At 60.0% G+C, this 24,921-nt stretch carries 27 protein-coding genes and 1 riboswitch; of the genes, 18 read left to right on the plus strand and 9 right to left on the minus strand.

Annotated elements, in window-relative coordinates:
• Nucleotides 1-39: 39 nt before the first annotated feature.
• Nucleotides 40-1,158 carry an anhydro-N-acetylmuramic acid kinase gene (locus AC1DPR_RS01240; RefSeq protein WP_477815629.1) on the plus strand — a complete coding sequence of 373 codons (1,119 nt, stop codon included), beginning with the start codon at nt 40-42 and terminating at the stop codon, nt 1,156-1,158.
• Nucleotides 1,158-1,682, plus strand: coding sequence for a GNAT family N-acetyltransferase (locus tag AC1DPR_RS01245; RefSeq protein WP_477815630.1), 525 nt, complete (start codon nt 1,158-1,160; stop codon nt 1,680-1,682). Before AC1DPR_RS01240 ends, AC1DPR_RS01245 begins: the two co-directional genes overlap by 1 nt.
• Here AC1DPR_RS01245 and AC1DPR_RS01250 read toward each other — a convergent pair.
• The gene (locus tag AC1DPR_RS01250; RefSeq protein ID WP_007789602.1) at nt 1,679-2,356 is read right to left on the minus strand and encodes an alpha/beta hydrolase; all 678 of its coding nucleotides are present in this window, start codon (nt 2,354-2,356) and stop codon (nt 1,679-1,681) included. The two genes, AC1DPR_RS01245 and AC1DPR_RS01250, sit on opposite strands and share 4 nt — an antisense overlap.
• Nucleotides 2,357-2,561: 205 nt before the next feature.
• On the opposite strand from AC1DPR_RS01250, the gene AC1DPR_RS01255 reads away from it, so the two are divergent.
• From AC1DPR_RS01255 to AC1DPR_RS01295, 9 genes are all read left to right on the plus strand, one after another.
• Nucleotides 2,562-3,728: a cysteine desulfurase family protein gene (locus AC1DPR_RS01255; protein WP_018854907.1), complete on the plus strand. Its 1,167-nt coding sequence runs from the start codon at nt 2,562-2,564 to the stop codon at nt 3,726-3,728.
• A 143-nt stretch (nt 3,729-3,871) separates the two neighbouring features.
• Nucleotides 3,872-5,341, plus strand: coding sequence for a Fe-S cluster assembly protein SufB (gene sufB / locus AC1DPR_RS01260; protein WP_029792341.1), 1,470 nt, complete (start codon nt 3,872-3,874; stop codon nt 5,339-5,341).
• 72 nt (nt 5,342-5,413) lie between these two features.
• Nucleotides 5,414-6,169 (plus strand): Fe-S cluster assembly ATPase SufC, encoded by a 756-nt coding sequence (gene sufC, locus AC1DPR_RS01265; protein ID WP_018854909.1) that lies wholly within the window; start codon nt 5,414-5,416, stop codon nt 6,167-6,169.
• 23 nt (nt 6,170-6,192) lie between these two features.
• On the plus strand, nt 6,193-7,467 hold the full coding sequence (gene sufD, locus AC1DPR_RS01270; protein ID WP_018854910.1) for a Fe-S cluster assembly protein SufD: 1,275 nt from the start codon (nt 6,193-6,195) through the stop codon (nt 7,465-7,467).
• Nucleotides 7,468-7,479: 12 nt separating this feature from the next.
• On the plus strand, nt 7,480-8,721 hold the full coding sequence (locus tag AC1DPR_RS01275) for a cysteine desulfurase (RefSeq protein WP_477815631.1): 1,242 nt from the start codon (nt 7,480-7,482) through the stop codon (nt 8,719-8,721).
• Nucleotides 8,722-8,732: 11 nt separating this feature from the next.
• Entirely contained in the window at nt 8,733-9,113 is a 381-nt protein-coding gene (locus tag AC1DPR_RS01280) for an SUF system Fe-S cluster assembly protein (RefSeq protein WP_018854912.1), read from the plus strand.
• 77 nt (nt 9,114-9,190) lie between these two features.
• Nucleotides 9,191-9,583, plus strand: coding sequence for a Fe-S cluster assembly scaffold SufA (sufA, locus tag AC1DPR_RS01285; RefSeq protein WP_018854913.1), 393 nt, complete (start codon nt 9,191-9,193; stop codon nt 9,581-9,583).
• 138 nt (nt 9,584-9,721) lie between these two features.
• The gene (locus tag AC1DPR_RS01290) at nt 9,722-10,339 is read left to right on the plus strand and encodes a LysE family transporter (protein WP_477815632.1); all 618 of its coding nucleotides are present in this window, start codon (nt 9,722-9,724) and stop codon (nt 10,337-10,339) included.
• A gap of 74 nt (nt 10,340-10,413) precedes the next feature.
• Nucleotides 10,414-11,373 (plus strand): UDP-glucuronic acid decarboxylase family protein, encoded by a 960-nt coding sequence (locus AC1DPR_RS01295; RefSeq protein ID WP_018854915.1) that lies wholly within the window; start codon nt 10,414-10,416, stop codon nt 11,371-11,373.
• A 5-nt stretch (nt 11,374-11,378) separates the two neighbouring features.
• Here the strand turns inward: AC1DPR_RS01295 and AC1DPR_RS01300 are convergent, their stop codons facing one another.
• The 6 genes from AC1DPR_RS01300 to AC1DPR_RS01325 all read right to left on the minus strand — a co-directional run bounded on the left by AC1DPR_RS01300 (nt 11,379) and on the right by AC1DPR_RS01325 (nt 17,913).
• On the minus strand, nt 11,379-12,392 hold the full coding sequence (locus tag AC1DPR_RS01300; RefSeq protein ID WP_477815633.1) for a glycosyl transferase family 90: 1,014 nt from the start codon (nt 12,390-12,392) through the stop codon (nt 11,379-11,381).
• Between the two features lie 162 nt (nt 12,393-12,554).
• Complete coding sequence (locus AC1DPR_RS01305; RefSeq protein ID WP_018854917.1) at nt 12,555-12,827, minus strand: DUF982 domain-containing protein; 273 nt, start codon at nt 12,825-12,827, stop codon at nt 12,555-12,557.
• Between the two features lie 70 nt (nt 12,828-12,897).
• Nucleotides 12,898-15,762 (minus strand): aminomethyl-transferring glycine dehydrogenase, encoded by a 2,865-nt coding sequence (gcvP, locus tag AC1DPR_RS01310; RefSeq protein WP_477815634.1) that lies wholly within the window; start codon nt 15,760-15,762, stop codon nt 12,898-12,900.
• Nucleotides 15,762-16,124: a glycine cleavage system protein GcvH gene (gene gcvH / locus AC1DPR_RS01315; RefSeq protein ID WP_018854919.1), complete on the minus strand. Its 363-nt coding sequence runs from the start codon at nt 16,122-16,124 to the stop codon at nt 15,762-15,764. Before gcvH ends, gcvP begins: the two co-directional genes overlap by 1 nt.
• A 23-nt stretch (nt 16,125-16,147) precedes the next feature.
• Nucleotides 16,148-17,284: a glycine cleavage system aminomethyltransferase GcvT gene (gcvT, locus tag AC1DPR_RS01320; protein ID WP_026371482.1), complete on the minus strand. Its 1,137-nt coding sequence runs from the start codon at nt 17,282-17,284 to the stop codon at nt 16,148-16,150.
• A gap of 154 nt (nt 17,285-17,438) precedes the next feature.
• A riboswitch (glycine riboswitch) is annotated at nt 17,439-17,530 on the minus strand.
• Nucleotides 17,531-17,643: 113 nt separating this feature from the next.
• Nucleotides 17,644-17,913 (minus strand): hypothetical protein, encoded by a 270-nt coding sequence (locus AC1DPR_RS01325; RefSeq protein ID WP_018854921.1) that lies wholly within the window; start codon nt 17,911-17,913, stop codon nt 17,644-17,646.
• 118 nt (nt 17,914-18,031) lie between these two features.
• Here AC1DPR_RS01325 and crcB point away from each other — a divergent pair, with 118 nt between their 5' ends.
• The 7 genes from crcB (at nt 18,032) to AC1DPR_RS01360 (ending at nt 23,542) form a co-directional block, all read left to right on the plus strand.
• Nucleotides 18,032-18,409 (plus strand): fluoride efflux transporter CrcB, encoded by a 378-nt coding sequence (gene crcB, locus AC1DPR_RS01330; RefSeq protein WP_018854922.1) that lies wholly within the window; start codon nt 18,032-18,034, stop codon nt 18,407-18,409.
• Nucleotides 18,410-18,498: 89 nt separating this feature from the next.
• Nucleotides 18,499-19,494, plus strand: a complete 996-nt coding sequence (locus tag AC1DPR_RS01335; protein WP_018854923.1) for an RluA family pseudouridine synthase — start codon at nt 18,499-18,501, stop codon at nt 19,492-19,494.
• Nucleotides 19,491-20,144 carry an HAD-IA family hydrolase gene (locus AC1DPR_RS01340; protein WP_018854924.1) on the plus strand — a complete coding sequence of 218 codons (654 nt, stop codon included), beginning with the start codon at nt 19,491-19,493 and terminating at the stop codon, nt 20,142-20,144. The genes AC1DPR_RS01335 and AC1DPR_RS01340 overlap by 4 nt, the downstream gene beginning before the upstream one ends.
• Nucleotides 20,145-20,152: 8 nt before the next feature.
• A complete protein-coding gene (locus tag AC1DPR_RS01345; protein ID WP_477815635.1) occupies nt 20,153-20,938 on the plus strand; it encodes an ATP12 family chaperone protein in 786 nt (261 codons plus the stop codon).
• 70 nt (nt 20,939-21,008) lie between these two features.
• Nucleotides 21,009-21,464 carry a hypothetical protein gene (locus AC1DPR_RS01350; RefSeq protein ID WP_025661161.1) on the plus strand — a complete coding sequence of 152 codons (456 nt, stop codon included), beginning with the start codon at nt 21,009-21,011 and terminating at the stop codon, nt 21,462-21,464.
• 32 nt (nt 21,465-21,496) lie between these two features.
• Nucleotides 21,497-23,029: an acyl-CoA carboxylase subunit beta gene (locus AC1DPR_RS01355; protein WP_477815636.1), complete on the plus strand. Its 1,533-nt coding sequence runs from the start codon at nt 21,497-21,499 to the stop codon at nt 23,027-23,029.
• A gap of 126 nt (nt 23,030-23,155) precedes the next feature.
• Complete coding sequence (locus AC1DPR_RS01360; protein WP_018854928.1) at nt 23,156-23,542, plus strand: DoxX family protein; 387 nt, start codon at nt 23,156-23,158, stop codon at nt 23,540-23,542.
• 66 nt (nt 23,543-23,608) lie between these two features.
• Here the strand turns inward: AC1DPR_RS01360 and fghA are convergent, their stop codons facing one another.
• Both fghA and AC1DPR_RS01370 read right to left on the minus strand, forming a co-directional pair.
• Nucleotides 23,609-24,442 (minus strand): S-formylglutathione hydrolase, encoded by an 834-nt coding sequence (fghA, locus tag AC1DPR_RS01365; protein WP_477815637.1) that lies wholly within the window; start codon nt 24,440-24,442, stop codon nt 23,609-23,611.
• Nucleotides 24,439-24,906 carry a YaiI/YqxD family protein gene (locus AC1DPR_RS01370; protein WP_477815638.1) on the minus strand — a complete coding sequence of 156 codons (468 nt, stop codon included), beginning with the start codon at nt 24,904-24,906 and terminating at the stop codon, nt 24,439-24,441. Before AC1DPR_RS01370 ends, fghA begins: the two co-directional genes overlap by 4 nt.
• Nucleotides 24,907-24,921 lie beyond the last annotated feature (15 nt).

Genomic DNA, 24,921 nt, shown 5'->3' on the forward strand with positions numbered 1-24,921 from the left:
AACAGTCACCATTTGGCGAGAATCTTCCAGCGAGGGGTCATGGAGAAGATCAGGACCGCGATCGGCTTGATGAGCGGAACATCAATGGACGGCATCGATGTGGCGCTGCTGCGGACCGACGGCCGAGCCTTCGTCGAGCGCGGGCCGTTCCTCGGTGTTCCGTATGGGCCAGCCTTCCGCGACCGATTGAAGCTGGCGCTGGAGCAGGCGAAGTCTATTGCGAAACGTGAGCAGCGGCCGGGCGATCTGGCGTCTGTCGAGCGTGAACTGACGTTACGTCATGTAATTGCCGTGAGGGAATTTCTGGCTACGAATGCGCTCGATGCCTCGTCGATCGACGTCATCGGCTTTCACGGCCAGACAGTGTTACATCGCCCGGACGAAGCGCTGACGGTCCAGATCGGGGATGGGGCGCTCTTGGCACGGGAAACCGGCATTCCCGTTGTCTACGATCTTCGTGCCAACGACATGATGCATGGCGGCCAGGGCGCGCCATTGGTTCCGGTCTATCATGCGGCGCTCGCCGCCAACGTCCCTCATGCCACGTTGCCGGTCTGCTTCGTCAATATCGGCGGGATCTCAAACCTGACTTATATTGGCGCGGATGGCGTCATAGTCGGTTTTGACAGTGGCCCGGGCAATACGCTGATCGACCAGTGGGTCGAAACCCATGCGGGCGTGCCGTTCGATCAGGGCGGCATGATAGCCTCAGAGGGACGGATCGTGGGGGAACTGGCCGATCGCTATTTGAATAGCCCGTTCTTCACCGCAGAGAAGCGGCGCTCGCTCGACCGCAACGACTTTCCGCCGCCGTCGGGTGCAGATGCGGAGCTTGTAGACGGCGCCCGCACACTTGCCTATGTCGCGGCCGCCTCGATCATCAAGTCCGCCGGTCACTTGCCGGTCACGCCGGCCCTCTACGTCATCTGCGGTGGTGGTCGGCTCAATCGCGTGCTGATGCAAGATTTGAAAGATATCGCCCATCGCAACGGCGCCGAGGTGATAACGGCGGAGCAGGCGGGGTTCAATGGCGATTCCATGGAGGCTGAAGCCTGGGGCTATCTCGCGGTAAGGTCGTTGGACCGCTTACCATTGACATTTCCCGGCACGACCGGCGTGCGTGCGCCCGTCAGCGGCGGTGTCGTGGTGAAGCCGTGATGCAACAGGCGATTCTGGAGACGCCGCGCCTAGCCGCGGTCATGTGGGAACCTGACGACGCGGGCCTGATCCATGAGCTTCACTCCACGATTGAGACGACACGGTATCTTTCGGGCGCTGCGCCGTGGTCGCGTGAGAAAGCCGAGGAACGGCTGCGCAATTGGTTCGGCGAGCAGGAGCGGGATGGAGCCACCAAGTACAAGATCCTCAGTCGTGACGACGGCCGCTTCATTGGCAGCGCGGGCTTTTCCCTGCTTGGCGGTGAGCGGCAGGATTTCGAACTCGGCTATTCGCTTCGGTTCCAGGAATGGGGCAAGGGTTATGCGACGGAGATTGCCGGCGAGTTGGCGGAATGGTTCTTCGAACGGAACTTCGCGCAGCAGTTCATCGCATTCACGCATCCGGACAATGCCGCATCTCAGCATGTCCTAACGAAAATCGGCATGCGAAGCCGCATGCCGATGATCATTGACGGATTGGCCTGTCCGACGTTCGAACTGACCGCCGGGATGCGGACCGCTTAGCGGATCCGCTTGGCAGCCGGTTCCGGCACGAGTTCGCCGTTCAGGCGGCGATCGAGGTAATCCTCGCATTCGCTCATCAGCGTCTCGACCTGGCCGTTGAAGAAGTGGTTGGCGCCAGGCACCGTGCGGTGCGTGATCAGGATACCCTTCTGCGTCTTCAGCTTCTCAACGAGGCCGTTTACGTCCTTCTCGGGCGCAACCTTATCGGCTTCGCCGTTGATGATGAGGCCGGAAGACGGGCAGGGCGCGAGGAACGAGAAATCATACGTGTTCGGTTGCGGCGCGATCGACATGAAACCTTCGATTTCCGGGCGGCGCATTAGAAGCTGCATGCCGATCCAGGAGCCGAAGGAATAACCGGCAACCCAGCAGGTCTTCGAATCAGGATGCAAGCTCTGTACCCAGTCGAGCGCGGACGCGGCGTCCGAAAGCTCGCCAGCGCCGTGGTCGAATTCACCCTGGCTGCGACCGATTCCCCGGAAATTGAAACGCAACGTCGTGAACCCGCGCTTCTGGAACATGTAGAAGAGCTGGTAGACGATCTGGTTGTTCATCGTGCCGCCGAACTGGGGGTGCGGGTGCAGAATGAGGGCAATCGGTGCGCTTTTTTCCTTGGAGGGCTGGTAGCGGCCTTCAAGACGGCCGGCAGGGCCGTTGAAAATGACTTCGGGCATCGGTACTCCGGCTTTTATTTTTCGCGTTCGGCCCTGCGTAAGACTTGACGAATGTTGTCAGCTTTTCTAAAACGCAGTTTAGAACAATTCGAAACTTGCATGACGATCCACGCATTGTGGGATGTGTCATAAGGCAAGCCCGGCCGAAATTTCAAGGAAAATGAGCCGAGCCGCCTCGCAAGGATTTAGCGCAGGACAAAAGATCATGGCGCCGCCACGCCTTTATCTCGATTGGAACGCGACTTCGCCGCTGCATCCGAATGCGCGCGACGCGGTGCTGCGCGCTTTGGACCTGTTCGGCAATCCGAACTCGGTCCACGGCGAAGGCCGAGCCGTTCGTGCTGCGATCGAGCATGCACGACGCCAGGTGGCGGCACTTGCAGGGGCTGATCCGGCCCATGTAATCTTTACGAGCGGCGCGACAGAGGCAGCCAATATGGTGCTGACGCCCGAGTTCAGGATGGGGCGCACGCCGCTTAAAGTCAGCCAGCTTTACTATTCTGCCGTCGAGCATCCTGCGATGCGGGAAGGCGGTCGCTTCCCGAAGGAACAGACGGCGGAAATTCCGGTGACGGAGGCCGGCGTCGTCGATCTCGATGCGCTTGGTGCTTCGCTTGCCGCTCATGACAAGTCGGCCGGGCTGCCGATGGTCGCGGTCATGCTCGTTAACAACGAGACCGGCATCGTCCAACCGATTGCCGAGGTTGCGAAGCTGGTGCAGGCGCATGGCTGCCTTCTTGTTGTCGATGCCGTACAGGCAGCCGGTCGCTTGAAGCTGGATATCAACGCGCTCGGCGCCGATTTCCTAATCGTCTCGTCGCACAAGATCGGCGGCCCGAAAGGCGCCGGTGCGCTTGTCACGCGCGGTGAAGTGCTGATGCCGCGACCGCTGATCCATGGCGGCGGCCAGGAGAAGGGTCACCGCTCGGGGACTGAGAACTCGCTTGCGGTGATCGGGTTTGGTGCTGCCGCCGAAGCTGCTGCGATGGAATTTGAGGCACGCAACGAAGCGATCTCCGTGCTCCGTGACCGACTGGAAACCGGAATGCGAGGCGCGGCACCTGATGTCGTCATCTACGGCTCCGATGGCCAGCGCGTTTCGAACACGACTTTCTTCACCCTTCCGGGGCTGAAAGCCGAAACGGGCCAGATCGCCTTCGATCTCGAAGGTGTGGCGCTTTCTGCCGGGTCTGCCTGCTCGTCCGGCAAGGTCGGCGAGAGCCATGTCCTGGTTGCCATGAGGCGAGACCCCAAGCTCGGCGCTTTGCGCATTTCGTTGGGCTTTGCCACCACCGAAGAGGAGATCGACAAGGCGATTTCGGTCTTCGCGAAAATAGCCGCTCGGCGCAAGCCGGCCGGGGAGGCGGCTTGACCGCTTCATAAATTTGCGGAAACGCAATTTTCCGCTTGCCATTCGGGCTGAAAAGTCCCTTTTGGCCACCTACATACGGGGCAAACGATACTGCCCGAACGACAAGCTGCCGGACCTTTTCTCCGGCGAGATTGGAGAATGACATGCCCGCCGTCCAGGAAACGGTTGATCGCGTTCGTCAGATTGACGTCGATCAGTACAAATACGGTTTCGAGACCATTATCGAAATGGACAAGGCGCCCAAGGGCTTGTCCGAAGACATCATCCGTTTCATCTCCGCCAAGAAGCAGGAGCCGGAGTGGATGCTCGAATGGCGTCTGGAAGCCTACAAGCGCTGGCTGACCTTGGAGGAGCCCACCTGGGCTCGCGTCGATTATCCGAAGATCGATTTCAACGACATCTATTACTACGCCGCGCCGAAAAGCACGCCCGGCCCGAAGTCGCTTGACGAAGTCGATCCTGAAATCCTCAAGGTCTACGAAAAGCTTGGCATTCCGCTCAAGGAACAGGAAATCCTGGCTGGCGTCGAGAAGCCGAAGATCGCCGTCGATGCCGTCTTCGACTCTGTCTCTGTTGTCACGACCTTCAAGGAAGAGCTTAAGAAGGTCGGTGTGATCTTCATGTCGATCTCGGAAGCCATTCGCGAGCATCCGGAACTGGTGCAGAAGTACCTCGGCTCCGTCGTTCCGACCTCCGACAATTACTACGCGACCCTGAACTCGGCCGTCTTCACCGATGGTTCGTTCGTGTTCGTTCCGAAGGGCGTTCGCTGCCCGATGGAGCTGTCCACCTACTTCCGCATCAACGAAAAGAATACGGGCCAGTTCGAACGCACGCTGATCATCGCCGAGGAAGGCGCATACGTCTCCTACCTCGAAGGCTGCACCGCGCCGCAGCGCGACGAAAACCAGCTGCATGCCGCTGTCGTTGAGCTCGTTGCGCTCGATGATGCCGAGATCAAGTACTCGACGGTCCAGAACTGGTACCCGGGCGATGCGCAGGGCAAGGGCGGCATCTACAACTTCGTCACCAAGCGCGGCGATTGCCGTGGCGACCGCTCGAAGATTTCGTGGACGCAGGTCGAGACCGGTTCGGCTATCACCTGGAAGTACCCATCCTGCATCCTGCGCGGCGATGACTCCAGAGGCGAGTTCTACTCGATCGCCGTCTCCAACGGCCACCAGCAGGTCGATAGCGGCACGAAGATGATCCATCTCGGCAAGAACACGTCGAGCCGTATCATCTCCAAGGGTATCGCCGCGGGCGTGTCGCAGAACACCTATCGCGGCCAGGTCTCGGCGCACCGCAAGGCATCCAACGCCCGCAACTTCACGCAGTGCGACTCGCTGCTGATTGGCGACAAGTGCGGCGCCCACACGGTTCCTTATATCGAGGCGAAGAACTCCACGGCGCAGTTCGAGCACGAGGCGACCACCTCGAAGATCTCGGAAGACCAGCTCTTCTATTGCCTGCAGCGCGGCATTCCGGAGGAAGCGGCGATCGCCCTGATCGTCAACGGCTTCGTCAAGGAAGTCCTGCAGGAACTGCCGATGGAATTTGCTGTCGAAGCGCAGAAGCTCATCAGCATCTCGCTTGAAGGCAGCGTCGGCTGACGCGACACGACATGAATGCGCGAGGGCGCGTGGATCGCGCCGTTCTCCGATTGCTTTTTATGGGAAAATACCATGCTTGAAATTAAGAACCTGCACGCCCGCATCGCCGAAGACGGCACCGAGATCATCCGCGGCTTGAACCTCACCGTGAAGGCCGGCGAAGTGGCCGCCATCATGGGCCCGAACGGCTCCGGCAAGTCGACTCTCTCCTACATCCTGTCCGGCCGAGAAGACTACGAAGTCACCGAAGGCGACATCCTCTACAACGGCGAGAGCATTCTGGAGCTCGACGCTGCCGAGCGTGCCGCCAAGGGCATCTTCCTGGCCTTCCAGTACCCGGTCGAAATTCCGGGCGTTGCCACCATGCAGTTTCTCAAGGTTGCGATGAACGAGCAGCGCAAGGCGCGCGGCGAAGAAGAGCTGAAGACGCCTGACTTCATGCGCCTCGTCAAGGACGCAGCCGGCAAGCTGCAGATCAACACTGAAATGCTGAAGCGCCCGCTGAACGTCGGTTTCTCCGGCGGTGAGAAGAAGCGCGCCGAAATCCTGCAGATGGCCCTCCTGCAGCCACAGCTTTGCGTTCTCGACGAAACCGACTCCGGTCTCGACATCGACGCGCTGAAAATCGTTGCCGACGGCGTCAACGCGCTGCGTTCGCCGGATCGCGCTGTCGTCGTCATCACGCACTACCAGCGCCTGCTCGACTACATCGTCCCGGATACCGTTCACGTTCTCTACAAGGGGCAGGTGATCAAGTCGGGCGACAAGACGCTGGCGCACGAGCTGGAAGCCAATGGCTACGCCGACATCATCGGTGCGGCAGCCTGATTGAGGCGGAAAGGACGAGTCTCATGAACATGCAGACGACGAGCCGCCAGACCGCCGCGGAAGCGGCGCTCATCGAGGCTTTCAACAACCAGATCGGCGAACTGCCGGGCGACGGTTCGGTCATCGCCATCCGGGACAGGCTGCTTGACGACCTGAAGAAGGCCGGTTTGCCGACGCGCCGCATCGAGGCCTGGCACTATACCGACCTCAAGACCCTGCTGCGCGCCATTCCGGATCAGGCTGGCGACGCCGGCTCCGAAGCTCGCGACCCGCTGGTCGAAGAGTCCTCCGTTTTGTCGGTTATTCAGGGTGTTCCTGATCTTAAGGCTTCGGTCGATGGTCTGGACATATCAGGCTATGCGGCTCTGCTCTCCAACGGCACGGCTGCCACCAGCCTCGGCGCGCTCGGCAATGACGACGCGATCGGCCGGATCAACGGCAGCTTCGTTCGCGATGGCTACGTCATTGACGTTGCCTCGGAAACGACGTTTGACGAACCGCTTGAGATCCAGTTTGTTCACGCTGGCGGCCAGACGCATACGCGCCTGCCGGTCACCTTCGGCGCGAACGTAAAGGCGACGGTCATCGAACGTCACCTTGCAGTGACGTCGGATGCGGCTTTCGTGTCCCACATCAGTGACATCACGATTGGCGAGGGTACCGAGCTCACCTGGATCATCATCCAGCAACAGGGCGCTGATGATACGCACCTCGGCCAGATCCGTGTCGATCTCGGCACCGATGCCAAGCTGAAGCTGTTCGTCATCAATGCCGGCGGCAAGCTGGTTCGCCAGGAACTGCACATCAAGGTGACTGGCGAGGGCGCCGATCTGACGCTTCGCGGGATCAACCTGCTGGGCGCTGAAACGCATACGGACGTTACCATGGTTCTCGGCCATAACGTCCCGCATACAGGTTCCACGGAAGTGATCCGTAACGTCGTCTTCGACCGCGCCAAGGGTGTATTCCAGGGTATGATCCGCGTTGCGCCCGATGCGCAGAAGACCGACGCGAAGATGGCGTGCAACACTCTATTGATATCTGACGACGCCGAGTTCTCGGTGAAGCCGGAGCTCGAGATCTTCGCTGACGACGTTCAGTGCGGTCACGGTGCAACCGTTGCCGACATCGACGACAACCATCTCTACTACATGATGGCGCGCGGCATTCCGGAGAACAAGGCGCGCGCCATGCTCGTCAATGCCTTCGTTGCCGAAATCGTCGAGGAACTGGAAGACGAAGCTCTGGTCGAGGCGCTGGAAGGCGTCATCTCGGCCTGGCTCGAAAAGCACGCCTGATCGGATAGCGTCATGGACAAGATAGTTCCGGCAACCGCATACGACGTCGAAGCCATTCGCAAGGATTTCCCGATCCTTGCGAAGGAAGTCTATGGCAAGCCGCTGGTCTATCTCGACAACGGCGCCTCCGCCCAGAAGCCGCAGGCCGTCATCGACGCGATTTCCCACGCCTATTCGAACGAGTATGCGAACGTTCATCGTGGTCTGCATTTCCTCTCGAATGCGGCCACGGACGCCTATGAGGGCGCTCGCGAGAAGGTCCGGCGCTTCTTGAACGCGCCTGATATCAACGACATCGTGTTCACGAAGTCTTCAACGGAAGCGATCAACACCGTCGCCTATGGCTGGGGCATGCCCAAGCTCGGCGAGGGCGACGAGATCGTCATCTCGATCATGGAGCATCACTCCAACATCGTACCGTGGCATTTCATCCGTGAGCGGCAGGGTGCCAAGCTGGTCTGGGTACCCGTCGACGACGAGGGTGCTTTCCACGTCGAGGATTTCGAAAAGAGCCTGACGGAGCGGACCAAGCTCGTCGCGATCACGCATATGTCGAATGCGCTCGGCACGGTGGTTCCGATCAAGGAAATCTGCCGGATCGCGCATGAGCGCGGCATTCCTGTACTGGTCGATGGTTCGCAGGGCGCCGTCCATATGCCTGTCGACGTGCAGGATATCGATTGCGACTGGTACGTGATGACCGGCCACAAGCTTTACGGGCCGTCGGGCATCGGCGTGCTGTATGGCAAGAAGGAGCGGCTTCGCGAGATGCGGCCCTTCCAGGGCGGCGGCGAGATGATCTTCGAGGTGACAGAGGATGCCGTGACCTACAACGATCCGCCACATCGCTTCGAAGCTGGCACGCCGCCGATCGTCCAGGCGATCGGGCTCGGCTATGCGCTCGACTACATGGAAAAGGTTGGCCGCGAGGCGATCGCGCGCCATGAGGCTGATCTCGCGGCCTACGCCGCGGAGCGGCTGCAGGCGGTCAATTCGTTGCGGGTGTTCGGCACGGCGCCGGGCAAAGGTGGTATCTTCTCCTTCGAGCTTGCCGGTCTCCATGCACATGACGTGTCGATGGTAATCGACCGTCAGGGTGTTGCGGTCCGCGCGGGCACGCATTGCGCCATGCCGCTCTTGAAACGCTTCGGCGTCACCTCCACATGCCGCGCGTCCTTCGGGATGTACAATACACGGGCCGAGGTCGATGCCTTGGCAGATGCGCTTGATTATGCGCGCAAGTTCTTTGCCTAAGGAGTGTCCATATGAGCTTGGACGAAAGCGAACAGAAGATCGACGTGCGCGAAGGCATCGTGCATTCCAGCATTCCGGCCGACGAACTGGCGCGGCTGAGCGACGACGTAATTTCGGCGCTCAAGACGGTCTATGACCCTGAAATTCCGGCTGACATTTTCGAGCTCGGGCTGGTCTACAAGATCGACATCGAAGACGATCGCATGGTGAAGATCATGATGACGCTGACTGCGCCGGGCTGCCCCGTTGCCGGTGAGATGCCGGGTTGGGTGGAGAACGCGGTCGGCGCGGTTGAGGGCGTATCCGGCGTCGAGGTCGAGATGACCTTCGATCCGCCGTGGACGCCGGACAGAATGTCGGAAGAGGCGCAGGTCGCCGTCGGCTGGTATTGATCGGTTAAGCTACTGGCACTACATTTGAATCATGAAACGCCGGACCTTGAATCCGTGCGCGGAAGGAGAAAAGGCCCATGGGCTTTGCAATCATGAGCATGACGGAGACCGCTGCGAACCGCGTGAAGGCGATCGTCGAGAACTCCGGATCAGAGGCCAAAGGCATTCGCGTCGGGATCAAGAAGGGCGGCTGTGCAGGGATGGAGTATACCATCGACCTCGTGACCGATCCGAACGCCAAGGACGATTTGATCGAGCGGGATGGCGCCAAGGTCTGGGTCGAACCATCAGCAGTGCTGTATCTCCTCGGCACCGAAATGGGCTTCGAGAGCACGACGTTGCGCTCCGGTTTTACCTTTACCAATCCAAACCAGACGTCTGCGTGCGGCTGCGGCGAATCCGTGGAACTGAAGCCTGCAGACCTTGCGGCGCTTGCTGCCCAGGGCAATGCTGTCGTGCCTGCGCACTGATTGTCACAATCATTCGAATTCTCGATGAGGCCGCCGGTTCGGCGGCCTTTTTGATTTTACCTCTTCGCAATAGCGCCTTAAGGGCTCTCTTTCGAAAGTCCGCGGGATTGTCTCCTGTGGAGGGGAAGCGACTGACCAATGCTATTGCTGTTTGCGAAGGGCGCCCTGCTGGGCGTCATCATCACGGCCCCGCTGGGGCCGATTGGAATGCTGTGTATCAATCGTACATTGGAGCGCGGCTTTACTGCTGGCTTCTCCTGTGGCCTCGGAACGGCGCTCGGTGATGCCAGTTATGCCCTGGTCGCAGTAACCGGAATCGCGGTCTTCGAGCAGGCCATGTCGGTAGCAACCCTGCCTCTGGCGATTGGCGGAGGCTTATTGCTCCTGGCGCTGGGCTATCGAGGGCTGACGCACGATCCGGTCAGGGCTGCAAATGTCAGGGCGGCGGGCCTCCTGGGCACAACAGCTGCAACGTTTTTTCTGACAATCTCCAACCCGGCCACCATTCTCGCCTTTGGCGCGCTGTTCGCCGGTTTCGGGTTGACGGAGGAAACGCGGCGTTTCAGCTCGGCCGTGATCGTGGGCGGCGTCTTCAGCGGATCGCTTGCTTGGTGGTTTCTTCTGAGCGGTACGGTCAGTGTCGCCCGGGGCAAATTGCCAATGAATTTCACAGCAAAGGTCGTGCGCGGAACAAGCTATCTGCTGATACTCTTCGGCCTCGCAGCGCTCGCCTCAGCAGCCTACTCGCTCCTCTAGTTTCAGGCCGGCTCCCTTGAAGGCAGGCAGAATCCGCGATAGGCCTGCGACGTCACAAACAAGCGCAAGCCACTATGAATAAACGCATTCTTGTTACCGGCGGCGCCGGCTTCGTCGGCACACATCTTTGCAGAAGGCTGCTCGACGGAGGGCATCGGGTTGTCTGCATGGATAATTTCTCGACGGGCTCCATGCACAATGTCGCGGAATTGCTCAATAACCCCGCCTTCAGCTTGCTTACTCAGGACGTGAACGAGGCCGTGAACCTCGAGGTTGACGAGATCTATAACCTCGCATGCCCAGCCTCACCGGTCCATTATCAGGCCGACCCGATCGCCACGTTGAAGACGAGTGTCGTCGGCGCGCTCAACATGCTCGAGCTGGCTCGAGACAGGAATATTCCGGTATTGCAGGCATCGACATCGGAGGTTTATGGCGATCCCCATGTCCATCCGCAATCGGAAAACTACTGGGGCAACGTTAATCCGATTGGCCCGCGTGCTTGCTACGACGAGGGGAAGCGGAGCGCCGAGACATTGTTTTTCGACTATCGCCGCCAGTTCGAACTACCGATCAAGGTCGTGCGCATCTTCAACACCTACGGGCCGCACATGCATCCCGCCGATGGAAGGGTTGTCGCAAATTTCATCAAGCAGGCGCTATCGGGCGACGACATCACCGTCTATGGCGACGGAACACAGACGCGGTCGTTTTGCTACGTGGACGACCTGGTCGCGGGTCTGATGGCCATGATGAGCAGTCGTCCGGATGTTACGGGTCCGATCAATCTTGGCAATCCGGAAGAGTTTACGATCCGACAGTTGGCGGACCTCATCCTCGAATTGACCAACTCCAATTCACGCATCGTCCATCGCCCTCTACCCGTAGATGATCCGCGTCAGAGGTTGCCGGATATCGAAAAGGCGAGGCGGCTTTTGGACTGGACGCCGAGCGTTCCGCTCCGCGACGGCCTGACGCGCACCATTGCCTACTTCAAGACCGTTCGTGAGGCACCGGTGCTGGCAGCCGTTTAAGCCAGTTAGTCCCGATCCCAGTGTTCTTCGATGAGGTTGGCAGCGCGCCGCGCCTGGGTTGCGAAAGTAAGCTTACGTGCCAGCGCCTGACCACGTTCCGCAATGGCCTTGGCTTCGATTTGGTGGCTGCGCACCCAATCGATCTTCTCGCGAAAGTCCGACATGTCGGCAGCGACCGGTACATAGTGTTCGAACGGCTTGAGTTCGTCATAATACCACTGGCGAAAGCCGAATTGTGACTCGACCTTCAGCACGCAGCATCCGTAGAGCATGCGCACCAGGAGGTTCGACCAGGTGTTGGTATAGCCATCGATATCAATCGCGAACTTGCGCCCAAGCCAACTTTGGGCCGCAATCGGCTGCCCCAGAAGCTTTTGCCGGTCCGCCAGCGTGCCGTAGTCGTCCGCAGTCGGATGGAGATCGACGAACTTGACGTCCAGTCCCGCCATGTCCCTGAGTTGCAAGACCATCCGGATCCTCTGAAGGACGGCGGGATTGTTGATGTCTTCCGGCGAAAAGCTCGCCCAGCCGCAGCCATTCATGCCGCCGCGCCAGACGATGTCGTTCGAGCGCTCCTCCCAGCTCGGCGCTGTCTGGCCGCGCTCCAACTCGGCGGCAAAGCCGTCGTTCTGGAAGAAGTGCGGATCTGGCAGCCCCACATGCTGAGGCAACCGCACGGACGCCGCAAATCGTGCGTTGGAGACCGCCTCTCCATCCGAGGCGTTCACGGTGATGTACCTCACCTCTGGCGGGCACAGGCTCAGCCAATAGGCATAGCTGCAGACCTTGTACCGCATGTATCCGGAAAACCACCGTGTCGCGGCGCTCTCGAGAACGAGGATGAAGTGTTGCCCATGCCGCTCGATCCGAACATCTCGAGGCGGATTCCCGGCATCGGTGTAACCAATGCGTACCTTTGGCGGCTTGGCGCCGACCCGTTTGAACTCGCGCCTGAAATAGGGTGCAACCCGTCGCGTGCTGTAGAGGCGAAGTGGGTTGAGGGTGGAAGAATACGTCATCATATTCCTGAGCTTACGCGACAATCGTCAAACGATCGCTGACGCGATCACGCGGCAATCAATATGGTGGATTGGGGCCAAAGAACAGATCGCGTGTGTGCGCATGCAGCGCGCAAGCCGGTACCGAACGAAGGCTTGGTCCAAGGGAGGTTGGACCGGTTGTCAGCTCTTGATGTCGATGCCCGCTTCGATGGCAGCTTCTATGAAGGCACGTCGTGCATCCTCGTTAGTGCGCTTGCCCTTGACGACGTCGGCGCAGATCAACAAGGCGCGGTCGAGCGCCGGACCGTCTTCGGTCGGCCAATCCTCGATCATCGTCCAGGAGGCCGCCTGCGTCGTTGCGATCGTCACGTAGTTGCCCGGCTCTTCAAGGGCAAGCAGGACCGGCTTTGGCCAGGGAGCCTGCGTCAGAGAATCGCTGTCGTCTTTTGGCATTCCGCGCGGACCTTCATTTCCAGTGTAAGTGCGGAACGGCCCTCCCTGAAAAGGGAAGGCCGTTCGGATGTTACTCAGCAGCTTCCGCGTAGCTCTCAACCGGCGGGCAGGTACAAATCAGGTTGCGGTCGCCGAAGACGTTGTCGACGCGGTTGACCGGTGACCAGTACTTGTCGACGCGGAAGGCGCCGGGTGGGAAGCAGGCCTGTTCGCGCGAATAAGGACGATCCCATTCGCCGACGAGATCCTCGACTGTGTGCGGGGCGTTCTTCAGCGGGTTATTGACCTTGTCCGAGCGACCTTCCTCGATGTCGCGGGCCTCCTGGCGGATCGCCAGCATCGCCTCGCAAAAGCGGTCGAGTTCGGCTTTGGTTTCCGACTCCGTCGGCTCGATCATGAGCGTGCCGGCGACCGGCCAGCTCATGGTCGGGGCGTGGAAGCCGCAGTCGATCAGGCGCTTTGCGACGTCGTCGACCGTCACGCCGGCGCTATCGACCAGCGGGCGCGTGTCAATGATGCACTCATGCGCCACGCGCCCGGCCTCGGACTTGTAGAGCACGTCGTAGGCGCCCTTCAGCCGTGCGGCGATGTAGTTGGCGTTGAGGATCGCCACCTTCGTCGCCTGCGTCAGGCCTTCGCCGCCCATCATCAGGCAGTAGCTCCAGGAGATCGGCAGGATCGATGCCGAGCCGAAAGCCGCAGCCGATACCGCGCCCTTACGACCGTCGGTTTCCGGATGACCCGGAAGGTAGGGTGCCAGATGCGCCTTGACGCCGATCGGACCCATGCCCGGGCCGCCGCCGCCATGCGGGATACAGAACGTCTTGTGCAAGTTGAGGTGGCTGACGTCGGAACCGATGTCACCAGGACGGGACAAACCGACCATGGCGTTCATGTTGGCACCGTCGAGATAAACCTGGCCACCATGCTTGTGCACGAGGTCGCAGATTTCCTTGACGGTTTCTTCGAAGACGCCGTGTGTCGACGGGTAGGTGATCATGCAGCAGGAGAGGTTCACCGAATACTGCTCCGCCTTGGCGCGGAAATCATCCATGTCGATGTCGCCGTTCTCACGAACCTTGACGACCACGACCTTCATGCCGACCATCTGTGCCGAGGCAGGATTGGTTCCGTGCGCCGACGTCGGGATGAGGCAAACGTCGCGATGGCCGTTGCCGTTGGCGATATGGTAGTTGCGGATCGTCAGCAGGCCAGCATATTCGCCCTGCGCGCCGGAGTTCGGCTGCATGGAGAAGGCATCATAGCCGGTTACGGCGCAGAGCTTTTCCGTCAGATCGTCGATCATCTCGCGATAACCGAGCGCCTGATCGGCTGGAACATACGGATGAATATCCGAGAACTCAGGCCAGGTGATCGGCAGCATTTCCGCTGTAGCGTTCAGCTTCATCGTGCAGGAGCCGAGCGGGATCATCGCGCGATCGAGCGCCAGATCGCGGTCCGACAGCCGGCGGATGTAACGGGTCATCTCGCTTTCGGCGCGGTTCATGTGGAAGATCGGATGCGTCAGGTACTCGCTGGTGCGGGCGAGGCCCTTCGGCAGGCGATAGCTCGGCTCGAAGTCGCCGACAGCAAAATTGCCGCCGAAGGCGCGCCAGACGGCTTCCAGCGTTGCCGGGCGCGTACGCTCGTCAAGGCTCATGCCGATCTTCGTCGCGCCGACCTTGCGCAGGTTCACACCTTCGGCGACGGCTGCCCGCATGATGAGGCCCTGCATATGGCCGACATCGACAGTAATGGTGTCGAAGAAAGTTTCGGGCTCGATGGTGTAGCCGAGCTTTTCCAGGCCCTTGGCCATCAGCACGGCCTTCTGATGAACCTGCTGTGCGATCGCCTTGATGCCCTTCGGGCCATGGAAGACGGCGTACATCGAGGCCATGACGGCAAGCAGCACCTGCGCTGTGCAGATGTTCGACGTCGCCTTTTCGCGACGAATATGCTGTTCGCGGGTCTGCAGCGACAGGCGATAGGCGCGGTTACCGCGAGCATCGACGGAAACACCGACGAGACGGCCGGGCATGGAGCGCTTGTGTGCGTCCTTGACCGACATGTAGGCCGCATGCGGGCCGCCATATCCAACAGGAACGCCGAAGCGCTGCGAGGACCCGATGGCGATATCGGCACCCATTTCCCCGGGCGACTTCAGAAGCGTCAGAGCGAGGATGTCGGCTGCGACGATCGCGATGGCACCGGTCTGATGCAGGCGCGAAATCAGGCCGGTGAAATCATGAACATGGCCATGTGTGCTCGGATACTGAAAGATGGCGCCGAAGACGTCGACCGGGTCCAGATCGGTGAACGGATTGCCGACGATGACGCTCCAGCCGAGCGGTTCGGCGCGGGTCTTGATCAGCTCGATCGTCTGCGGATGGCAGGCGGCATCGACGAAGAAGGCCTTCACCTTCGACTTGGAGACGCGCTCCGCCATTGCCATGCCCTCGGCAGCAGCAGTCGCTTCATCGAGCAGCGAGGCGTTGGCGACATCGAGACCGGTGAGGTCGCAGATCATGGTCTGGTAATTGAGCAGCGCCTCGAGGCGGCCCTGACTGATTTCCGGCTGGTAGGGCGTATAGGCCGTGTACCAGGCGGGGTTTTCCAGGATGGTGCGCTGGATAACCGGCGGCGTGATCGTGCCGTAATAGCCTTGGCCAATCAGCGAGACGAGCACCTTGTTCTTGTTGGCCGTCTCGCGCAGCTTGTCGAGCGCCTCGCGTTCCGTCATCGGCGCGCCCCAGACAAGCGGCGCCTTCTGACGGATGGAGGGCGGCACGGTGGCGTCGATCAGCCCGTCGAGGCTGCTGTAGCCGATGACACCAAGCATGTCAGCCATTTCAGCCGGCGAGGGGCCAATATGGCGACGGTTGGCGAAGTCATACGGCTGGTAGTCTGTAAACTGGAATTCGGTCGGCGTCGTCATTACGCGGTGAGCTCCTTGTAGGCCGCTTCATCGAGCAGGCCATCGGCATCGGTGGCGTTTGCCAGCTTCAGCTTGAAGAACCAGCCGGCGCCCTGGGGATCGGAATTGACCAGCGACGGATCGGCGACGATCGCAGGATTGACTTCGGTGATCTCACCATCGAGCGGACAATAGACGTCGGAAGCAGCCTTGACGGACTCGACGGTGGCCGCGTTGTCGTTCTTGGAGAAGGTGGCGCCAACTTCAGGCAGTTCGACGAAAACGAGGTCGCCAAGCTGATCGACGGCATAATTGGTAATACCGACCGTTGCGACAGCGCCTTCGATTTTCAGCCACTCGTGTTCTTCGGTAAATTTCAGCATGATTGTAATCTCCGGAAAATGTTTCAGCGTTTGTAGGTCGGTGTGATGAAGGGAAGGGCGCTGACCGTGACAGGCAGGTATTTGCCGCGCACTTCGGCGTAAACTTGCGTTCCAACGGCTGCGTGGGGAAGCTGCACATAACCCATCGCAACGGGACCCTCGACCGAGGGGCCGAAGCCACCCGAGGTCACTTCGCCGATTTCCGTCTTGCCTTCGGAATCCGCAAAGAGCTTGGCGTGGCCGCGAACCGGGGCCTTGCCCTCGGGCTTCAGGCCGACACGCCGGCGGGTCGCGCCGCTTTCCAACTCGCGCAGAATGCGATCAGCGCCGGGGAAACCGCCGGCGCGAGTGCCGCCGGACTTGCGGGCCTTCTGCATTCCCCATTCAAGCGCGGCTTCCACGGGCGTGGTGGTCGTGTCGATGTCGTTGCCATACAGGCAGAGGCCGGCCTCAAGGCGCAGGCTGTCACGAGCGCCAAGCCCGATCGGCGCGACGTCCGGATGTTCAAGCAACCGCTTGGCGACATCCTCCGCCTTGTCTTTGGGAATGGAGATTTCGAAGCCGTCCTCGCCGCTGTAGCCGGAGCGGGAGACCAGACAGGAAACGTCGTGCAGTCGGCAGTGGCGCACGTCCATGAATTTCATCGCGGCGACATCTGCCCACAGTTCCGCGAGCACCTCGACGGAGCGCGGTCCCTGGAGGGCGATGAGCGCGCGATCAAGGAGCGTGATGTCGCAGCTATCGCCGATATGCTTCTGGAGATGGGCAAGGTCGTCATCCTTGCAGGCCGCATTGACGACGACGAACAAGTGATCGTCGAGATGGGTGATCATAAGGTCGTCGAGAATTCCGCCGTTCTCATCGGTGAAGAAACCGTAGCGTTGGCGACCTTCCGCGAGGCCGAGGATATCGACCGGAACGAGGCTTTCCAGCGCCAGCGCGGCGTCCTCATACTTTCCGGACTTTGCCTTGATGACGACCTGGCCCATATGGGACACGTCGAAAACACCGGCGGACGTGCGGGTCTGGATGTGCTCCTTCATCACACCGGCCGGATATTGCACCGGCATGTCATAGCCTGCAAACGGCACCATACGGGCGCCAAGTGACAGATGCAGCTGATGCAGCGGGGTTTTCTTGAGGGCAGCAGTATCGTCCAACGACGCCTCCGGGGTTTGCGCCTGGAATTCCATGCGCGGGCTCAAATCTTCAGACGCAGTTGCGCCTTGTACTTCGAGCCCCCTCTGTCCCTGTGCCTGAGATTGTTATCCCTTCGGCGAGCGTTTCGAGAACGCTTCTCTCCAGAGTTCCGTCTGCCCCTTGCTGGTCCTTTGGCCTGAGAGTTTCCGGGGCGGTTGCTCCTTCGGCACCGGTCGTAGACGACCAGCTTCTCCCAACAAGGTCGAGGGCAATTATCTGGCCAGGGCTGTAGTTGGCAAGGGGGAATGTCGCCGCCGAACAAATTTTTGTCGCGCGCTTCTAATGATAGGTCGCTGCGGGTGAGAAAATCCGGCAATGCTCAGCTCTCGCTGTAGAATTCCAGGGCCTGTTTCAACCCGGCCTGCGGCTGCCTTTGCCCCATCGTCATGAGATCTAGCGCGACTTCCGTCGATTGAATGATATTGGCGGGCTCTTCGACGTCCTGGCCGCTGGCTGCCTTGGTTTGACGATCGGCGGCGCGGCGAGACTCTTTGGCAGAGGTACTTGCGGACACACGCTGTGGAATCCGAAGCGTTTCAAACGCTGCGGCGGCGGTGCTTGCGGATATGCTGCCAACCAAGACTGTCATGGTGACACGATAAGGCGCGGGGGTTCTTAACTGGCTAAATCAACCGCTAGCATTTTATGCATCTTGATCTTCCCCGCAGATGATTGGAATGTCCCGCGCGTCAAAACAGAGTAGATCCATGATTCAGGCCTTCCTTGTCGCCGTCGGCGGTGCGATCGGTTCCGTGCTTAGATACTATGTCGGCCAGTTGGCACTCAGGATTGCAGGGCCGGCATTTCCGTGGGGGACACTGACCGTCAACGTTGTTGGCTGCTTCATCATCGGCGTATTCGCGGAGATGATCGTCCGGCGCTTCGATGCCTCGCCGGAATTGCGCCTGCTACTGATCACCGGCTTCCTCGGCGGTCTTACAACCTTCTCCTCGTTCTCGCTCGATGCAATTTCGCTCTGCGAGCGTGGCGCAACTGTCGCCAGCGCGGTCTATATCGCTGCCAGCGTCGGCCTCTCCTTGGCCGCGGTGATCGGCGGACTGGCACTCATGCGCGCGATCTTGTGAGATTACGGTTTCCGTTTTCGGCAAAAATGCTCTAAAGCCAGCCGCAAAGGCCGCGCCGTGCGCGGAAACCATTTTCCGAAAGATGACGTATGGCGGGTATTGAACACAAAAAGGTGGAGCCGGATGAGGCGGGCATGCGGCTCGACCGCTGGTTCAAGGTGCACTTCCCGGGCCTCGGTTTCGGCCCGCTCCAGAAGCTGCTTCGCTCCGGACAGGTTCGCGTCGACGGTGGGCGGGTGAAAAGCGACACGCGTGTGCAGCCCGGACAGATGGTGCGCGTGCCACCGCTTGATGTCGATGCCAAGGCGAAAACCGGACCGATCGCTGGCCGCGATCTCAAGCACTCCGGCGATTTCGAACTGTTGTCGCGGATGGTGCTGCACGAAGACGACAAGGTCATCGTCCTTAACAAGCCCGCGGGCCTTGCGGTGCAGGGCGGCTCAGGCGTGACACGCCATATCGACAAGATGCTCGAAGCCTGGACCAGTCCGAAAGGCGAGAAGCCGCGCCTGGTGCATCGCTTGGACAGGGACACATCGGGTGTCCTGGTCATCGCACGCACCCGCGGCGCCGCCCAAAAGCTGACAGCCGCCTTTCGGGAACGCGACACGAAGAAGACCTACTGGTCGCTCGTGAAGGGGGTACCGCGCAAGCGCGAGGACAAGATCTCGACTTGGCTTGTGAAGGAAGCAACGCCGGATGGCGACCGCATGCGGATTGCCAAGCATGGTGAGGAGGGCGCCGACCACGCCGTTTCCTACTACCGCGTGGTCGAGACGGCGGCGCAGAGGCTCGCCTGGCTTGAAATGGAGCCCTATACCGGCCGTACGCATCAGCTTCGCGTCCATGCGCTCCATATCGGTCACCCGATCATTGGGGATCCCAAATATTTCGACGATGATCCGAACTGGGATTTTCCCGGCGGCGTTCAAAAGCGACTGCACCTGCACGCACGCCACATCGACATCCCGCATCCGTCCGGAGGGCGCCTTCGCATCACCGCGCCGCTGCCTCCGCATATGGTCCAGACCTGGAACCTGCTGGGATTTGATGAGAACTCTGCCGACGGAGCCGATGACGAATGAGACTGGCGCTCTTCGATTGTGACGGCACGCTGGTCGACAGCGCAGCACTGATCCATGAGGTGATGGCGCGGACCTTCGTGCACTTCGGATACGATAGGCCGGATGTCTCGTTGACGAAGTCGATCATCGGACTGACGCTGGATATCGCCATTGCGCGGATGCAGGGAAAGCCGCACGTGGACGACGAAGCGATCGCGATGACGGCACACTACAAGACGATCTATGCCGGTGTTCGTGACGAACCTGGAATGGATGTGCCGCTGTTCAATGGCATCAGGCCGTTGATCGATGAATTGGCGCAGAACGATGACATCCTGATCGGAGCGGTAACGGGCAAGTCGCGTCGCGGTCTTGTCCACATTCTCGAAACACACGGTTTCGCACCCCATTTTATCGTTTCGCGCACGGCTGACGACTGCCCATCGAAGCCCCATCCAGCTATGGTAATGGAGTGCTGCAGCGAGATCGGCATGAATCCCGCCGATGCGATTGTTATCGGCGATGCCATCTACGATATGCAGATGGCGAAGGCCGCGGGCGCGAAAGCGGTTGGCGTGTCGTGGGGCTATGCGAGCGTGGACGATCTGGTGTCTGCAGGGGCCGACGGCATTGTTCGTCACCCGAGTGACGTTTTGAAGCATTTTTCCTGAGGTGAAGCATGCGTGATCTGTTGAACGACCTGGCGGAAGGATTGAGCCATCCGGACCCTATTCGCCGTGCCCAGATCCAGATGAAGAAGCCGTTGCCGAAGCGCTTCTACAAGGCTGTCACGATCGCGGAAGTCGACGAAGGCCATTCCATCGAGCTGGACGGCAAGGCCATTCGTACGCCAGCGCGCAAACTGCTTGTTGTCGCGACGAAGCCACTTGCGGAGCTTTTGGTACACGAATGGGAGGCGCAGGTTGAGGTGATCGACCCCTCGACCATGCCTGTGACTCGGCTCGTCAACACCGCCATCGACGGAGTTGCAGCCGACACGCAAGCCGTCTTCGACGATATCGTGCGCTTCTCCTCGAGCGATCTGCTTTGCTATCGTGCTGAAGCGCCGCAAGCCCTCGTCGAGCGCCAGAGAGATCTTTGGGACCCGGTGCTCGATTGGGCCGGCAACTCGCTCGGTGCGCGCTTCATCCTGATCGAAGGCGTCATGCACCATGACCAGCCGCCGGAAGCAATTTCTGCGTATTCCGCAGCATTGAGGCGGCACGACGATGCGACGACCCTGGCGGCCTTGCACACCATCACGACACTGACCGGCTCCGCGCTGCTGGCGCTTGCCTTCGCCGATGGCACTCTGCCGGCGGACAAGGCTTGGTCGCTCGCGCATCTCGATGAGGATTGGACGATCGAGCATTGGGGCAGTGACGAAGAAGCCGAAGAGCGGCGCGCGAAGCGCTTTGAGGACTTCAATGCCGCTGCGGACGTTTTTTTGGCCTTGAAGGGCTGAAACATATTGCGTTGAGCCGGGTTATCGCGAAAATCTGCGAGTCTATTGGGGGCGGATGCGGATTTTCTTAATGAGCTGGGTCAAGTCGTGCTTTTTACCGGTGGCGCTGGTTTGCATCGCGCTTGCCTCGTGCTCGATTTTCGCAAAGGAGCAACCCGCCCCGGTCTATGACGTGCGAAGCGCTGTCGTTGTCAGCGCGCAGAAGATCCCGCCAGCAATCCTTGCCGGTGTCGGCGATCGGGTAAATGCCGCGATAAACGCTACGGTGCGAACAGACGTCTATCCGCGCGTTGTGCTGACAATCCGGATCCTTTTTGTCGAAAAGGGCCAGGGCTTCGACAAAAGCCGGAATGTCGCAAAGGTCAGCGTCGATGCCGCCTCCGTCGACGATGGTTCGGTCATCGCCGTCAGTGCGTTTGAAGTGACAAGCTTCTCCAGTAGTCCAACGGCAGCCGACGAGATCCTCGCCGAGGATATCGCCGCTCGCATTCGTTCCGCTTTCTCACTGAGCGCCGGACGCGCTTGAACCAGCCGCGTGATCCGCGGCGAGGAGTATCCATGAAGGAAATTCTTGAGGAACTCGAACGCCGGCGCGGCATTGCACGGCTCGGTGGAGGCAAGGGGCGTATCGACGCGCAGCATCAGCGCGGCAAGCTGACGGCACGTGAGCGGATCGATCTTTTCCTGGACGAAGACTCCTTTGAGGAGTTCGACATGTTTGTCGAGCATCGATCCAACGATTTTGGCATGGACAAGACGCGGATCGCCGGTGACGGCGTGGTCACCGGTTGGGGAACGGTGAACGGGCGAACGGTATTCGTCTTCGCGAAGGACTTCACGGTGTTCGGCGGTTCGCTCTCGGAAGCGCATGCCGAGAAGATCATGAAGGTTCAGGATATGGCGCTCAAGAACAGAGCGCCGATCATCGGCATCTATGATGCCGGCGGCGCGCGTATCCAGGAAGGCGTGGCGGCGCTGGGCGGGTATGCGGAGGTCTTTCAGCGCAATGTGCTCGCCTCCGGCGTCATTCCGCAAATCTCGGTCATCATGGGTCCATGTGCCGGCGGTGACGTCTACTCGCCCGCCATGACCGATTTCATCTTCATGGTCCGTGATACCTCCTACATGTTCGTGACCGGCCCCGACGTGGTGAAGACGGTGACGAATGAGACCGTCACCGCGGAAGAGCTCGGTGGCGCCTCGGTGCATACGACCAAATCCTCGATTGCCGACGGCGCTTACGACAATGACGTCGAGGCGTTGCTGCAGGTTCGGCGACTCATCGACCTGCTACCGCAGTCGAACACATCACCGGTGCCCGAAATCGAATGTTACCAGTCGGTGACAGATGCCGATGCATCGCTCGACACACTGGTGCCAGCGAACGCGAACAAGCCCTACGACATCAAGGAATTGATCCTAAAGACGGTGGATGAGGGTGATTTCTTCGAGATCCAGGCGAGCTTCGCCAAAAATATCGTCTGCGGCTTCGGTCGGATCGAAGGCTCGACCGTCGGTTTCGTGGCAAACCAGCCGATGGTGCTCGCCGGCGTGCTCGACAGCGATGCGTCGCGAAAGGCAGCGCGGTTCGTCCGCTTCTGCGACTGCTTCAACATTCCGATCGTAACCTTTGTGGACGTGCCCGGCTTCCTGCCTGGAACCGCCCAGGAATATGGCGGGCTGATCAAGCATGGTGCGAAACTGCTGTTCGCCTATGCGGAGGCGACGGTGCCGAAGCTCACCGTCATCACGCGCAAGGCGTTCGGCGGGGCCTATGACGTCATGGCATCGAAGCATTTGAGGGGGGACATGAACTATGCTTGGCCGACGGCTCAGATCGCCGTGATGGGCGCGAAGGGGGCCGTCGAAATCATCTTCCGCAAGGATATCGCCGATCCCGAAAAGATCAGCGCGCATACGAAGATGTACGAAGATCGGTTCCTTTCTCCGTTCGTCGCTGCCGAGCGCGGTTACGTGGACGAGGTCATCATGCCGCATTCCACACGCCGACGGCTGGCGCGGGGCCTAAAGATGCTTCGCAATAAAGACCTGAGCAATCCTTGGAAGAAGCACGACAATATTCCGCTTTAAGGAGAATAAAGTGGGGAAAGCCAAGGAAAATCAACAGGAAGTGATCGCCCGTCAACGATCCGTGTCTTCTTTCCTACTGGCGAAGCAGCTAACCCTCCGCTGTCTTTATTCAAAAGGAGAGTCTACATGGAACGACTGAGCGCCTACCAGTCCTACGCGCTTGCCGCTCTGCGCATCATCACTGCGCTGCTGTTTATCGAGCATGGAACGATGAAGCTTTTCGCGTTCCCGGCCGCGCAGATGGACGGCCCGCTGCCGCCCTTGCTGCTGGTCGCCGCTCTGCTCGAAGTGGTCGGTGGCCTGCTGGTGCTGATCGGGCTGTTTACGCGGCCGGTCGCCTTCATCCTTTCGGGCCAGATGGCTGTTGCCTACTTCATGGCGCACGGATCGAAAGCGTTCTGGCCGGCTCTGAACGGTGGCGAGGCGGCAATTCTGTTCAGCTTCATCTTCCTGTTCATCTTCTTCGCTGGCCCCGGTGCTCTGTCGGTCGAGGGGCGCAAGGCCTCCGCCTGATGCAATAAAATGCCGTGGCCGGCTTTACCGGCCGCGGCTGCGGCTCGCTACCCGTTTTTTGCCGCCTCAGGCAAGACGCTCCGCGTGCCACTTCAGATGATCGTCCATGAAGGTCGAAATGAAGTAGTAGGAGTGATCGTAGCGCTCGTGCAGGCGCAGCGTAAGCTTGATGTCAGTATCCTTCACAGCCTCTTCGAACAGCCATGGACGCAGCCCGCTCTCCAGGAAGCCATCGGCCTTGCCTTGGTCAATCAGGAACTCGGGAAAACGTGCGCCGTCGCTTACCAAGGCGCAGGCATCATATTTCCGCCAGGTGGCACGGTCGGAGCCCAGATATTTCTCAAACGCTGGGGCCGACCAATCTGCGGTCGAAGGCTCCACGATGGGCGCAAAAGCCGAGCAGCTCTTGAACCGATCTGGGTTCCGGAGCGCGATGGTCATGGCACCGTGACCGCCCATCGAGTGACCGAAGATGCCCTGGCGGCTCATGTCCATGCGGAAGTGTTGGCTAACATAGGCCGGAAGTTCTTGGGTGATGTAGGTGTACGTCTGATAGTTTTCCGACCAAGGCCTTTCCGTCGCATCGAGATAGAAACCGGCGCCTTGGCCCATCTGCCAATTGGTAAGCTCATCCGGGACGTCATTGCCGCGCGGGCTCGTGTCCGGGCAGACGACGATCAGGCCGAGCTCTGCAGCCATGCGCCGATATTCGCCCTTTTCCATAACGTTTGCATGCGTGCAGGTTAGGCCTGAGAGATACCAGACAACCGGGCAGGGCTCCTTGATGGCCTTTGGTGGGACGAAAACTGCAAAAGTCATGTCGCACTTGCAGGCGTCGGATTCGTGCGTGAAAACACCCTGCATGCCGCCAAAGGCAGTCGTCTGTGAAATTATGTTCATTCTTTATCGTCCGTTTTTGGGGTAAGAGCCTTAACCCGGCGGCACAGGCGATCGAAAGTTTCGAGGAAGCGGGAGCGATCCTTCGGGCCGAAGGCCGCATTGTAACCCTTGCTTTCGCCGGTCTCTCTCAGGTGAGCGCCGAGATCGCGCATAGCGCTCGCCATGCCGATATTGGTATCGTCGAAGACCCGACCCGTCGGACCGCTGACGAGCGCGCCAGTTGCCACGCAACGGACCGCGAGCGGGACATCGGCAGTGACGACCACGTCACCGACACTGGCATGCTCGGCAATCCAGTTGTCGGCGGCATCGAACGAGGCCGAGACGATGATATTGTGCACCATCGGATCGCGGGAAGGACGCAGACCGGAATTCGCCACGAAGGTCACTTCCATGCCGTGGCGCTCGGCGACCTTGAGGATTTCCGGCTTCACCGGGCAGGCGTCTGCATCGACATAAATCATGAATTTCAATCTGCT

The sequence above is a fragment of the Rhizobium sp. 01T417 genome (assembly GCF_056398905.1).